Annotated in this window: 8 protein-coding genes and 4 pseudogenes; 7 read left to right on the forward strand and 5 right to left on the reverse strand. The window is 52.7% G+C overall.

Annotation, left to right across the window (positions count from 1 at the left end; genetic code table 11):
• Positions 1 to 291: pseudogene (locus BHE85_RS02290) on the reverse strand (transposase); the annotation flags it as partial.
• A 73-nt stretch (positions 292 to 364) separates the two neighbouring features.
• Positions 365 to 502: pseudogene (locus BHE85_RS02295) on the reverse strand (pyrimidine utilization protein A); the annotation flags it as partial.
• A gap of 287 nt (positions 503 to 789) precedes the next feature.
• Between BHE85_RS02295 and rutR the strand changes: the two are divergent.
• A complete protein-coding gene (rutR, locus tag BHE85_RS02300) occupies positions 790 to 1,428 on the forward strand; it encodes an HTH-type transcriptional regulator RutR (protein WP_004984743.1) in 639 nt (212 codons plus the stop codon).
• Positions 1,429 to 1,467: 39 nt separating this feature from the next.
• Here rutR and putA read toward each other — a convergent pair.
• Positions 1,468 to 5,428 (reverse strand): annotated as a pseudogene (putA, locus tag BHE85_RS02305) (trifunctional transcriptional regulator/proline dehydrogenase/L-glutamate gamma-semialdehyde dehydrogenase).
• A gap of 54 nt (positions 5,429 to 5,482) precedes the next feature.
• Between putA and BHE85_RS02310 the strand changes: the two are divergent.
• Together BHE85_RS02310 and putP are read left to right on the forward strand one after the other, a co-directional pair.
• Complete coding sequence (locus BHE85_RS02310) at positions 5,483 to 5,692, forward strand: hypothetical protein (RefSeq protein WP_000979516.1); 210 nt, start codon at positions 5,483 to 5,485, stop codon at positions 5,690 to 5,692.
• A gap of 158 nt (positions 5,693 to 5,850) precedes the next feature.
• Positions 5,851 to 7,359, forward strand: a complete 1,509-nt coding sequence (gene putP, locus BHE85_RS02315) for a sodium/proline symporter PutP (RefSeq protein ID WP_001018486.1) — start codon at positions 5,851 to 5,853, stop codon at positions 7,357 to 7,359.
• A gap of 330 nt (positions 7,360 to 7,689) precedes the next feature.
• On the opposite strand, the gene BHE85_RS27020 is transcribed toward putP, so the two are convergent.
• Complete coding sequence (locus tag BHE85_RS27020) at positions 7,690 to 7,992, reverse strand: hypothetical protein (RefSeq protein WP_032324610.1); 303 nt, start codon at positions 7,990 to 7,992, stop codon at positions 7,690 to 7,692.
• A gap of 35 nt (positions 7,993 to 8,027) precedes the next feature.
• On the opposite strand from BHE85_RS27020, the pseudogene efeU reads away from it, so the two are divergent.
• From efeU to phoH, 4 genes and pseudogenes are all read left to right on the forward strand, one after another.
• A pseudogene (gene efeU, locus BHE85_RS02325) lies at positions 8,028 to 8,856 on the forward strand (iron uptake transporter permease EfeU).
• 57 nt (positions 8,857 to 8,913) lie between these two features.
• Positions 8,914 to 10,041, forward strand: a complete 1,128-nt coding sequence (gene efeO / locus BHE85_RS02330; RefSeq protein ID WP_000154358.1) for an iron uptake system protein EfeO — start codon at positions 8,914 to 8,916, stop codon at positions 10,039 to 10,041.
• Between the two features lie 5 nt (positions 10,042 to 10,046).
• Positions 10,047 to 11,318 (forward strand): iron uptake transporter deferrochelatase/peroxidase subunit, encoded by a 1,272-nt coding sequence (gene efeB / locus BHE85_RS02335; RefSeq protein WP_001199474.1) that lies wholly within the window; start codon positions 10,047 to 10,049, stop codon positions 11,316 to 11,318.
• Between the two features lie 621 nt (positions 11,319 to 11,939).
• Positions 11,940 to 12,728, forward strand: a complete 789-nt coding sequence (gene phoH / locus BHE85_RS02340; protein WP_000533533.1) for a phosphate starvation-inducible protein PhoH — start codon at positions 11,940 to 11,942, stop codon at positions 12,726 to 12,728.
• A gap of 45 nt (positions 12,729 to 12,773) precedes the next feature.
• Here the strand turns inward: phoH and BHE85_RS02345 are convergent.
• Positions 12,774 to 13,104, reverse strand: a 331-nt coding sequence (locus BHE85_RS02345) for an integrase core domain-containing protein (RefSeq protein WP_000321149.1), incomplete at its 5' end; no start/stop codon positions are given.

Here is a 13,104-nt window from a genome sequence, read left to right on the forward strand (position 1 = left end):
GTTCAGGGAGTCTGACATCAAGAGCGCGGTAGCCTTTTTTAATATTTCATTCTCCATTTCAATGCGTTGTAGCTTTTTCCTCAGCTTACGTATTTCGATTTGTTCTGGTGTTATCGGAGAGGCTTTTGGTGTTTTGCCCTGACGCTCATCACGCAGTTGTTTGCCCCATCTTGTCATTGTGGAAAGGCCAACATCCATAGCTTTGGCGGCATCTGCCACCGTGTATTTCTGGTCAACAACCAGTTGAGCGGATTCGCGTTTAAACTCTGCGCTAAAATTTCTTTTTTTCATTGGAGCACCTGTGTTGTTCTGAGGTGAGCATATCACCTCTGTTCAGGTGGCCAAATTCAGTGTGCCACTTCAACAGGGCGAAATCGAAATGGTAATGCTCCGCTTTTTGCACAATGGCTTTATTCAGTTCAAAGGTCGGCATGTACTGCGGCGCGTGGGTCGAAATGAGCCAGCCGTTGTTGCCAATAGGTACGAATACGCCAATTTTCATCATCAACCTCTCTTCGTCTCGTAAAGTGAAAGTCAGACGGGGCGCTGCATCCTGCATATCCTTTTCAGCCGCGTATTGGCTTGTTTGCAAAGCGGATGCCAGTTTTTAAAAAGTGAATGTTATTAATGTGTTAGCATTGTGTTATCTAAAATATCTGGTAAAAAGTGGACTAAACGGTCAAAACAGTTGCACATAAAACATGCATCCGTGCGCGATGAGAGTGCAGAAGGTCGAGGCCGGGCGGGGGTTTTGCTATCCTGTTGCCAATCTACAAGAGGGGAGAGCGCATGACGCAAGGCGCAGTGAAAACAACGGGTAAACGTTCGCGCGCAGTAAGCGCGAAGAAAAAAGCGATTCTTAGCGCAGCACTGGACACTTTTTCACAATTCGGTTTTCACGGCACAAGGCTGGAGCAGATCGCAGAGTTGGCGGGTGTTTCAAAAACCAATCTGCTGTATTACTTTCCGTCAAAAGAGGCGCTGTATATTGCCGTGCTGCGGCAGATTCTCGATATCTGGCTGGCACCGTTAAAAGCGTTTCGTGAAGATTTCGCCCCGCTGGCGGCGATCAAAGAGTACATCCGTCTGAAGCTGGAAGTCTCACGCGATTATCCGCAGGCTTCGCGCCTGTTCTGTATGGAGATGCTGGCAGGCGCGCCGCTGTTAATGGATGAACTGACGGGCGATTTGAAGGCATTAATTGATGAGAAATCGGCGCTGATTGCCGGTTGGGTCAAAAGCGGCAAACTCGCGCCGATTGATCCGCAGCATTTGATTTTTATTATTTGGGCTTCCACTCAACATTACGCCGATTTCGCCCCTCAGGTGGAGGCGGTGACAGGCGCAACGTTGCGCGATGAGGTATTTTTCAATCAAACGGTTGAAAACGTGCAGCGGATTATTATTGAGGGGATTCGACCACGTTAAAGATGCCGGAGGAGGGTGTAACATCCTCCGGCTACCTGTTTAACCGATCGTCATTAAACTGGCGTTACCGCCAGCGGCAGCGGTATTCACACTCAGCGAACGTTCGATATACAGCCGTTCCAGAAGGATATTGCTTTCGCCACGGGCAAAACCCTGCACCGAAACAATTGCTCCATCCCGCGCAGCAACGGCTTCACACAATGCGCGAAGCTGATCCGAATCACCGTGGAAGATCACCGCATCAAAGGGTTGAGCGGTTATATTTTCCGCTTTCGCCAGTTGAATACGTTCGCTGACTGCCGATGGCAATGCCTTTACTAGCTGACGATGCAGCGCGTCATCCGGCCACAGTACCTGGCTGCCCACCGCCAGCACGGCGGCGAGCTGAGTCAGCGCATCCTGCTCATCATCGGCAATACACAACACGCGCTCACGCGGCAGCAGCGTCCAGGTGTTGCGTTCACCCGTCGGCCCCGGCAGCAATCGTTGTATTCCTGCCTGCGCCAGCTCGCCATATTGCGTACATAACGCCTGCAATTCTGGACGATTTGCTGCCCATTCCCGCAGTGCATTTAGCGGCTGAGTCAATGCGGCTTTCAACTGTGCATCGACCGGATACTCTGCATCCTGACGCGCGAGCGTCACTGCCAGCGCACTTTCCGGGCGATTCGCCAGCAGACGGTAGAGATAGAGCGGACCGCCTGCTTTCGGCCCGGTACCGGACAACCCTTCGCCGCCGAACGGCTGCACACCAACCACTGCGCCCACCATATTACGGTTAACATACAGGTTACCAACATGGGCCGAGCCAGTGACCTGGGCGATGGTTTCATCAATACGCGTATGGACACCAAGCGTCAGACCATAGCCGGAAGCGTTAATCTGCTCGATCAGCTCTGGTAGCTGGTTACGGTTGTAACGCACCACATGCAGCACCGGACCAAAGACCTCTTTGTGCAATTCGGCAAAGTCATCCAGTTCGATCAGCGTCGGGGCGACAAAGGTGCCGCTTTGCCATTCACGGGCATCTTCGCTGTTTTCCCGCACCGCCTGGAACACCGGACGGCCTTTGCTACGCATGGTCTGAATATGGCGCTCAATATTGGCTTTCGCTTCGCTATCAATCACCGGACCGATATCGGTGGTCAGGCGACCCGGATTACCCATCCGGCATTCGGCCATTGCACCGCGCAGCATTTTCAACGTGTGGTCGCAATCTCATCTTGCAGGCACAGCACGCGCAGTGCCGAACAACGCTGACCCGCACTGTCGAACGCCGAGGCCAGCACATCCACGACGACTTGTTCGGTCAGTGCTGAAGAATCGACAATCATCGCGTTCATGCCGCCGGTTTCAGCGATGAGCGGAATAGGGCGACCCTGAGCGTCCAGGCGGCTGGCGATATTGCACTGCAGTAACGTAGCGACTTCGGTTGAACCGGTAAACATCACCCCGCGCACGCGATCATCACCCGTCAGTTGCGCGCCCACGGTTTCCCCCTGACCTGGCAGCAATTGCACCACGCCAGGGGGTACACCCGCTTCCAGCAAAATGGCGATCCCTTGCGCGGCAATCAGCGGCGTTTGTTCTGCCGGTTTTGCCAGCACGCTGTTACCTGCCGCCAGTGCGGCAGCGATCTGCCCGGTGAAAATAGCCAGCGGGAAGTTCCACGGACTGATACACACCACAGGCCCTAATGGACGGTGGGTTTCGTTAGCGAAATCATCCCGCACCTGTCCGGCGTAGTAGTGGAGAAAATCGACCGCTTCGCGCACTTCGGCAATAGCGTTACTGAAGGTTTTTCCGGCTTCACGCACCAGAATACCAATCAGTTGCTGCATCTGGCTTTCCATTAGCACGGCAGCGCGATGCAAAATCGCCGCGCGTTCAGCCGGAGGCGTGGCAAACCAGATTGGCGCGTTATTAACCGCACTTTCCAGCGCCTGTTCTACTTCACGCGGCGTGGCTTCACGCACAAAGCCCACAATATCTTTCGGTTCCGCAGGGTTAATAACGGGCGACATCTCACCTGCCGCTACCGGTTGTTCCAGCATTGGCAAGGCCTGCCATTTTTGCAGTGCACTATTGAGCAGGGCAGAGGAGAGCGAGGCCAGACGGTGTTCGTTAGCGAGATCCAGCCCTGCCGAGTTGTCGCGCCCGTGACCGTAAAGATCGCGCGGCAGGGGAATTTTCGGATGCGGTAATCCAGTTTGCCCTTCCTGTTGCGCCAGTTTTTCTACAGCAGTGACCGGATCGGCGACCAGTTCATCCAGTGGCAAAGAGGTGTCGGCAATACGGTTAACAAACGAGGTGTTAGCACCGTTTTCCAGCAGGCGACGCACCAGATACGCCAGCAGCGTTTCATATGTGCCAACCGGGGCATAAATACGACACGGTCGGTTAAGTTTACCGTCGGCAACTTTCCCTGTGACCTGCTCGTACAGTGGCTCGCCCATACCATGCAGGCACTGGAACTCGTACTGACCCGGATAGTAGTTCTGACCTGCCAGTTGATAAATCGCTGCCAGCGTATGGGCGTTGTGCGTCGCGAACTGCGGGTAGATTAGATTCGGCACCGCCAGCAGCTTTTTCGCACAGGCGAGATAAGAAACGTCGGTATACACCTTGCGGGTATAAACCGGATAGCCTTCAAGGCCGTCCATCTGCGCACGCTTGATTTCACTATCCCAGTACGCGCCTTTCACCAGGCGAATCATCAGACGGCGACGGCTGCGGGTGGCGAGATCAACCAGGTAATCGATCACCAACGGGCAGCGTTTTTGATAAGCCTGAATAACAAAACCGATGCGTTCCAGCCTGCCAGTTCCGGCTCGAAACAGAGATTTTCCAGCAGATCGAGGGAGATCTCCAGACGATCGGCCTCTTCGGCATCGATGTTAATACCAATATCATACTGACGCGCCAGCAGGGTGAGTGATTTCAGACGCGGGTAAAGCTCTTCCATTACCCGGTCATACTGGGCGCGGCTGTAGCGCGGATGCAGCGCCGACAGCTTGATTGAAATGCCCGGACCTTCATAGATGCCACGACCGTTAGACGCTTTACCAATGGCGTGAATCGCCTGCTGATAGGAAACCATATACGCCTGTGCGTCTGCGGCAGTCAGTGCAGCTTCGCCCAGCATATCGTAAGAGTAACGGAAACCTTTCTCTTCCAGCTTGCGGGCATTGGCTAACGCTTCCGCGATGGTTTCACCCGTGACGAACTGCTCGCCCATCAGGCGCATCGCCATATCCACACCTTTGCGGATCAGCGGTTCACCGCTTTTACCGATAATGCGGTTCAGCGAGCGGGAGAGGCTGGCTTCGTTATGGGTGGAAACCAGTTTGCCAGTAAACAACAGCCCCCAGGTAGCGGCATTAACAAACAGTGACGGGCTACGACCAATGTGTGACTGCCAGTTACAGTTGCTGATTTTGTCGCGAATTAACGCGTCGCGGGTGGCTTTGTCGGGAATACGCAACAACGCTTCCGCCAGACACATCAGCGCCACGCCTTCCTGCGATGACAGCGAAAACTCCTGCAATAACCCTTGGACCATACCTGCGCGACCACTGGCATTTTTTTGATTACGCAGTTTATCGGCCAGTTGATATGCCAGTTTATGCGCCTGTTCAGCAACTAGCTGCGGCAGGCGGGCTTGTTCCAGCAGCATAGAAACCGCTTCGGTTTCCGGGCGACGATAGGCCGCGGTGATCGCGGCGCGGGAAACCGACTGGGGCAAAATTTGCTCGGCAAAGTCGAGGAATGGCTGGTGTGGTTCCTCTGCCGGAGTCGGTGCTTCATCGCTCTCATTGGCAGCACCAGAAAGCAGCGCAGGTAGCTCTGGCAGAGTATCGCTGTTTTCCAGTTGTTCGAGATAAGAAAAAATCGCCTGCTTAATTAACCAGTGTGGCGTGCGATCGATACGTGTCGCGGCAGACTTAATACGCTCACGCGTCGCGTCGTCCAGCTTAACCCCCATGGTGGTGGTTCCCATGCCATTACTCCTGTTGTTCTGAAAGGTGCAACTTAACGTTATCGTGAAATATCCATGATGTTGCAACTTTGTGCAACCATGTTAAATGTGACCTGCGTAGCAAGCTTAAAAATGAATGAAATGTTAATAAAAGAAATTGATATGACAGGGATTAAAAAAATAACTCAGACTTTTTCTCTGCGGCAGTTAACATTTTTGAAAGGTGCAACCGCAAAAAATGTGAGAGAGTGCAACCTGATGAAAAATAGTGTCGCTGAGCACTAAAATTTAATGTAAATGGTGTGTTAAATCGATTGTGAATAACCAGCGCTTCCGGCAGGATACGGTCGCCCTGGTAAAAAATAAACTCTGTTACCCCGTTCCGGTTGCAGATATAACGGCAAGTTTCGACATTGCCGATAATAATTTTTTGGAGACTTTAGATGGCTATTAGCACACCGATGTTGGTGACATTTTGTGTCTATATCTTTGGCATGATATTGATTGGGTTTATCGCCTGGCGATCAACGAAAAACTTTGACGACTATATTCTGGGCGGTCGTAGTCTTGGGCCATTTGTGACGGCATTATCGGCGGGTGCGTCGGATATGAGCGGCTGGCTGTTAATGGGGTTGCCTGGCGCGGTTTTTCTTTCCGGGATTTCCGAAAGCTGGATCGCCATTGGCCTGACATTAGGCGCGTGGATCAACTGGAAGCTGGTGGCCGGGCGGTTGCGTGTGCATACCGAATACAATAATAACGCCTTAACATTGCCGGATTATTTCACCGGGCGTTTTGAAGATAAAAGCCGCATTTTGCGCATTATCTCCGCGCTGGTTATTTTGCTGTTCTTCACCATTTATTGCGCTTCGGGCATTGTGGCAGGCGCGCGTCTGTTTGAAAGTACCTTTGGCATGAGCTACGAAACGGCTCTGTGGGCGGGAGCTGCGGCGACGATCCTTTACACCTTTATTGGCGGTTTCCTCGCGGTGAGCTGGACTGACACTGTACAGGCCAGCCTGATGATTTTTGCCCTGATCCTGACACCGGTTATCGTCATTATCAGTGTCGGTGGCTTTGGTGACTCGCTGGAAGTGATCAAACAAAAGAGCATCGAAAACGTTGATATGCTCAAAGGTCTGAACTTTGTTGCCATTATCTCACTGATGGGTTGGGGGCTGGGTTACTTCGGGCAGCCGCACATTCTGGCGCGTTTTATGGCGGCGGATTCTCACCACAGCATTGTCCATGCGCGTCGTATCAGTATGACCTGGATGATCCTCTGCCTGGCAGGGGCGGTGGCTGTCGGCTTCTTTGGGATTGCTTACTTTAATGAGCACCCGGCGGTAGCAGGCGCGGTAAACCAGAACGCCGAGCGCGTGTTTATCGAACTGGCGCAAATTCTGTTTAACCCGTGGATTGCCGGGATTCTGCTGTCGGCAATTCTGGCGGCGGTAATGTCAACCTTAAGTTGCCAACTGCTGGTGTGCTCCAGTGCGATTACCGAAGATTTATACAAAGCGTTTCTGCGTAAACATGCCAGCCAGAAAGAGCTGGTGTGGGTAGGGCGTGTGATGGTGCTGGTGGTGGCGCTGGTGGCGATTGCGCTGGCGGCAAACCCGGAAAACCGCGTGCTGGGCTTAGTGAGCTACGCGTGGGCAGGCTTTGGCGCGGCGTTTGGTCCGGTGGTGCTGTTCTCGGTGATGTGGTCACGCATGACGCGTAACGGTGCACTGGCGGGGATGATCATCGGTGCGCTGACGGTTATCGTCTGGAAGCAGTTCGGCTGGCTGGGACTGTACGAAATTATTCCGGGCTTCATCTTCGGCAGTATCGGGATTGTAGTGTTTAGTTTGCTGGGTAAAGCGCCGTCAGCGGCGATGCAAAAACGCTTTGCCGAGGCCGATGCGCACTATCATTCGGCTCCGCCGTCACGGTTGCAGGAAAGCTAAGGGACTTAGCCTGCGGCGGTTTTGTTTGGCTTCAGCAGCGGGTTGCGCTCCCTTAATGTGCCTCGCCATATAAATTGAATGGTGCAGGGAGCGCGCAGGGGGCGGCCAATCGCCGCCGCCCCCTGTGCACCCCCGGGCTCTGGCGAACAAAATCGCCGCTGCGCGGTACCTTCAGCTTATCCCCTTCGGCTACCGGGTCGGGCGCGAGGTAACGTCCTGTAAGACGCGCCCTCAGCCCACATCCATGTGGGCTGTCCCGGCCTTCGGGGAACGCTTCAGCGATTTTGACGCCACCAACACCCGAGCTGTTATTATGTTCCGGGCAAAAAGTTAGATTTGATAATCGCGGATGGACGAAATTGCTTGATACACCCGCTTATCAGTTTTACATGGAAGCTCTGATGCATTGAGTCTGGACAGTTTTGTCGGCTGGATATGGCGTTTACGCGGCATCCGGCAAGAACACATGGTTCTTTGCAAACAATCCCATCTTTCTACCCTGGAATAATCGTTTATATCCCCTGGCATTACCTCTCTTTGTTTACATTCCAACATCATTTTATAAACATTCCGCTTGTATTTTTCTTTACCGTAATGATAATCGCTATCACTGCGATTTACTTTTCTTTGCATAGATTGACTCAGAAAAACGTTTAAGGGTGGGTGGCATGTTTGTTCCGTTTCTCATTATGTTGCGCGAAGGACTTGAAGCCGCGCTGATTGTCAGTTTGATTGCCAGCTATCTTAAGCGTACCCAGCGAGGCCGATGGATTGGTGTGATGTGGATTGGCGTGTTGCTTGCCGCTGCGTTGTGCCTGGGCCTGGGGATCTTCATTAACGAAACCACCGGCGAATTTCCGCAAAAAGAACAGGAACTGTTTGAAGGTATCGTGGCGGTGATCGCCGTGGTGATCCTTACCTGGATGGTTTTCTGGATGCGCAAAGTGTCGCGCAACGTAAGTGCAACTGGAACAGGCAGTCGATAGTGCATTGTAGCGTGGAAATCATCATGGCTGGGCGCTGGTGATGATGGTCTTTTTTGCCGTTGCAAGGGAAGGGCTGGAGTCGGTCTTTTTCCTGCTGGCGGCATTTCAACAAGATGTCGGGATCTGGCCGCCGCTGGGTGCAATGCTCGGTCTTGCTACAGCCGTGGTGCTCGGCTTTCTGCTCTACTGGGGCGGTATTCGCCTCAATCTTGGTGCATTTTTTAAATGGACCAGCCTGTTTATTCTCTTCGTCGCCGCAGGGCTGGCAGCTGGTGCCATTCGCGCATTTCATGAAGCCGGATTGTGGAACCACTTTCAGGAAATCGCCTTCGATATGAGTGCGGTGCTCTCAACTCACTCGCTGTTTGGCACGCTGATGGAAGGGATTTTTGGCTATCAGGAAGCGCCGAGCGTCAGCGAAGTCGCCGTCTGGTTTATTTATCTCATCCCGGCGCTGGTGGCATTTGCTCTGCCACCACGCGCAGGGGCGACAGCGTCTCGCTCCGCGTAACAAATACGACGCAAACTCTTGCTTAGTTACAACATACTTTAAAGGGATAGTCTCGTCATGACCATTAACTTCTGCCGTAACGCATTGCAGTTGAGCGTGGCTGCGCTGTTTTCTTCTGCTTTTATGGCTAACGCCGCTGATGTGCCGCAGGTCAAAGTGACCGTGACGGATAAGCAGTGCGAACCGATGACCATTACGGTTAACGCCGGGAAAACACAGTTCATTATTCAGAACCATAGCCAGAAGGCGCTGGAGTGGGAGATCCTCAAAGGCGTGATGGTGGTGGAAGAGCGGGAAAATATCGCCCCTGGTTTTAGCCAGAAAATGACGGCGAATTTACAGCCTGGCGAATACGATATGACCTGCGGTCTGCTGACTAACCCGAAAGGGAAGTTGATCGTCAAAGGTGAGGCAACGGCGGATGCGGCGCAAAGTGATGCGCTGTTAAGTCTTGGTGGTGCAATTACTGCATATAAAGCGTATGTCATGGCGGAAACCACGCAGCTGGTGACCGACACCAAAGCCTTTACCGACGCGATTAAAGCTGGCGATATCGAAAAAGCGAAAGCACTGTATGCGCCGACGCGCCAGCACTATGAGCGCATTGAACCGATTGCTGAACTGTTCTCCGATCTGGATGGCAGCATTGACGCCCGTGAAGATGATTACGAGCAAAAAGCCGCCGACCCAAAATTCACTGGTTTCCACCGTCTGGAAAAAGCATTGTTTGGCGACAACACCACCAAAGGGATGGATCAGTACGCTGAGCAGCTTTATACAGATGTGGTCGATTTGCAAAAACGCATCAGTGAACTGGCTTTCCCACCTTCAAAAGTGGTCGGCGGCGCAGCCGGACTGATTGAGGAAGTGGCAGCCAGCAAAATTAGCGGTGAAGAAGATCGCTACAGCCACACCGATCTGTGGGATTTCCAGGCTAACGTTGAAGGCTCGCAGAAAATTGTCGATTTGCTGCGTCCACAACTGCAAAAAGCCAACCCGGAACTGCTGGCAAAAGTCGATGCCAACTTTAAAAAGGTCGATACCATTCTGGCGAAATACCGTACTAAAGACGGTTTTGAAACCTACGACAAATTGACCGATGCCGACCGGAATGCACTGAAAGGACCGATTACTGCGCAGGCGGAAGATCTGGCGCAACTTCGCGGTGTGCTGGGACTGGATTAAGCGTTATGCAGTATAAAGATGAAAACGGCGTGAATGAACCGTCACGCCGACGTTTACTGAAAGTGATAGGTGCGCTGGCGCTGGCGGGAAGTTGTCCGGTCGCTCATGCACAAAAAACGCAAAGTGCGCCGGGTACGCTTTCACCGGATGCACGCAATGAGAAACAGCCGTTTTATGGTGAGCATCAGGCAGGGATCCTGACGCCACAACAGGCCGCAATGATGCTGGTGGCGTTTGATGTGCTTGCCAGCGATAAAGCCGATCTTGAACGGTTGTTTCGCTTGTTGACTCAGCGTTTTGCTTTTCTGACTCAGGGCGGAGCGGCACCAGAAACGCCAAATCCGCGCCTGCCACCACTCGATTCCGGCATTCTTGGCGGCTACATTGCGCCCGATAATCTCACCATCACGTTATCGGTGGGTCACTCATTGTTTGATGAGCGGTTTGGCCTTGCGCCACAGATGCCGAAAAAGTTGCAGAAGATGACGCGTTTCCCCAACGACTCGCTGGATGCGGCGTTATGCCATGGTGATGTGTTGCTACAAATTTGCGCCAACACCCAGGACACGGTGATCCATGCGCTGCGCGATATCATCAAACACACGCCGGATTTGCTCAGCGTGCGCTGGAAGCGGGAAGGGTTTATTTCCGATCACGCAGCGCGTAGTAAAGGCAAAGAGACGCCGATTAATTTGCTGGGCTTTAAAGACGGCACTGCCAATCCCGATAGCCAGAATGATAAGTTGATGCAAAAAGTGGTGTGGGTAACGGCAGATCAGCAGGAGCCTGCGTGGACAATCGGTGGCAGCTATCAGGCAGTACGCTTGATTCAGTTTCGAGTGGAATTTTGGGACAGAACGCCGCTGAAAGAACAGCAGACGATTTTTGGCCGTGATAAGCAAACCGGTGCGCCGCTGGGAATGCAGCATGAGCATGATGTGCCTGATTACGCCAGCGACCCGGAAGGGAAGGTGATCGCGCTGGACAGCCATATCCGGCTGGCGAATCCCCGCACGGCGGAGAGTGAGTCCAGCCTGATGCTGCGTCGCGGCTACAGTTATTCGTTGGGGGTCACCAACTCCGGACAACTGGATATGGGGTTGCTGTTTGTCTGCTACCAACACGATCTGGAAAAAGGCTTCCTGACAGTACAAAAAAGGCTCAATGGCGAAGCGCTGGAGGAATACGTTAAACCTATCGGCGGCGGTTATTTTTTTTCGCTGCCGGGAGTGAAGGACGCGAACGATTATCTCGGAAGCGCGTTATTGCGGGTTTAATGTTTTTAGGCGGATAAGGCATTTGTGCGCAGATGCCTGATGCGACGCTTGCGCGTCTTATCATGCCTACAATCAGTGCGGGTTTGGTAGGCTGGATAAGGCGTTCACGCCGCATCCGGCGATCGTGCACTGATGCCTGATGCAAATCCTGCTGAAAGCACACAGCTTTTTTCATCACTGTCATCACTCTGTCATCTTTCCAGTAGAAACTAATGTCACTGAAATAGTGTTTTATAGTTAAATATAAGTAAATATATTGTTGCAATAAAATGCGAGATCTGTTGTACTTATTAAGTAGCAGCGGAAGTTCCCGGCAGTGATAGTCAGTCACTATGGAGATCGCGGATGGTAACGTCCTGTACTGGACATGTTTTAGATAATCAACGCGCCACCACTCGCGGAGTTTTCTCCTCCGGTAGTCATCTCGTCACTTTGCATTTTCAACCTCATCCTTTCTTTTCATGTGTTACCGACGCCGTAAACGGTGCGCGTAGCCGTTTTTCGGCATTTTATCCAAAAGCAAACTATGGCTTACAAGGAAGCCAACCCTCTGATGTTCGTGCGCATAATCGCGCTGCCAACGGCGCGTGTGATGAATACAAACAACTCAAGGTGCTCTCCATGGGAAGACAAAAAGCAGTGATCAAAGCTCGTCGCGAGGCAAAACGTGTGCTGAGACGGGATTCGCGCAGCCATAAGCAGCGTGAAGAAGAATCGGTCACCTCGCTTGTGCAGATGAGCGGCGTAGAAGCCATTGGTATGGCCCGCGACAGTCGCGATACCTCGCCCATCCTCGCGCGAAATGAAGCGCAATTGCACTATCTGAAGGCTATTGAGAGTAAGCAGCTGATATTCGCCACGGGCGAAGCCGGGTGCGGAAAAACCTGGATCAGCGCAGCAAAAGCGGCAGAGGCCCTGATACATAAGGATGTCGACAGGATTATCGTCACCCGTCCAGTTCTGCAAGCCGATGAAGATCTTGGCTTCTTACCTGGTGATATCGCAGAAAAGTTTGCTCCCTATTTTCGCCCGGTCTACGACGTGCTGGTCCGGCGCTTAGGGGCTTCCTTTATGCAGTACTGCCTGCGACCGGAAATAGGGAAGGTGGAAATCGCGCCGTTCGCCTATATGCGTGGACGTACCTTTGAAAATGCAGTCGTCATTCTTGACGAGGCGCAGAATGTGACTGCCGCGCAAATGAAAATGTTTTTAACCCGCCTCGGGGAGAACGTGACGGTTATCGTCAACGGTGATATCACGCAATGCGATTTGCCTCGCGGCGTGTGCTCCGGATTAAGTGACGCGCTGGAACGTTTCGAAGAAGATGAAATGGTTGGGATCGTCCGGTTCGGAAAAGAGGATTGCGTACGTTCGGCACTTTGCCAACGTACGCTGCATGCATACAGTTAAGTGTGTTATCGGTGCAGAGCCCGGGCGAACCGGGTGGATTTGCCCCTATATTTCCAGACATCTGTTATCACTTAACCCATTACAAGCCCGCTGCCGCAGATATTCCCGTGGCGAGCGATAACCCAGCGCACTATGCGGATGCCATTCGTTATAATGCTCGAACGCCTCTGCAAGGTTCTTTGCTGCCGTTAACCCGTCTGGTTTGGGCATGATACTGATGTAGTCACGCTTTATCGTTTTCACGAAGCTCTCTGCTATTCCGTTACTCTCCGGACTCCGCACCGCCGTGTTCTTCGGTTCAAGTCCCAACATCCGGGCGAACTGGCGTGTTTCATTAGCCCGGTAGCATGAACCATTATCCGTCAGCCACTCCACT

The sequence above is a fragment of the Shigella sp. FC1567 genome (genome assembly GCF_001743015.1).
GTDB classification, from domain to species: Bacteria; Pseudomonadota; Gammaproteobacteria; order Enterobacterales; family Enterobacteriaceae; genus Escherichia; species Escherichia coli.

What these genes read in the sequence shown, in the direction of transcription:
- rutR (WP_004984743.1), top strand. Translation starts at nt 790, where the DNA reads ATGACGCAAGGCGCAGTGAAAACAACGGGTAAACGTTCGCGCGCAGTA.
- BHE85_RS02310 (WP_000979516.1), top strand. Translation starts at nt 5,483, where the DNA reads ATGATGTTGCAACTTTGTGCAACCATGTTAAATGTGACCTGCGTAGCA.
- putP (WP_001018486.1), top strand. Translation starts at nt 5,851, where the DNA reads ATGGCTATTAGCACACCGATGTTGGTGACATTTTGTGTCTATATCTTT.
- BHE85_RS27020 (WP_032324610.1), bottom strand. Translation starts at nt 7,992, where the DNA reads ATGCAAAGAAAAGTAAATCGCAGTGATAGCGATTATCATTACGGTAAA.
- efeO (WP_000154358.1), top strand. Translation starts at nt 8,914, where the DNA reads ATGACCATTAACTTCTGCCGTAACGCATTGCAGTTGAGCGTGGCTGCG.
- efeB (WP_001199474.1), top strand. Translation starts at nt 10,047, where the DNA reads ATGCAGTATAAAGATGAAAACGGCGTGAATGAACCGTCACGCCGACGT.
- phoH (WP_000533533.1), top strand. Translation starts at nt 11,940, where the DNA reads ATGGGAAGACAAAAAGCAGTGATCAAAGCTCGTCGCGAGGCAAAACGT.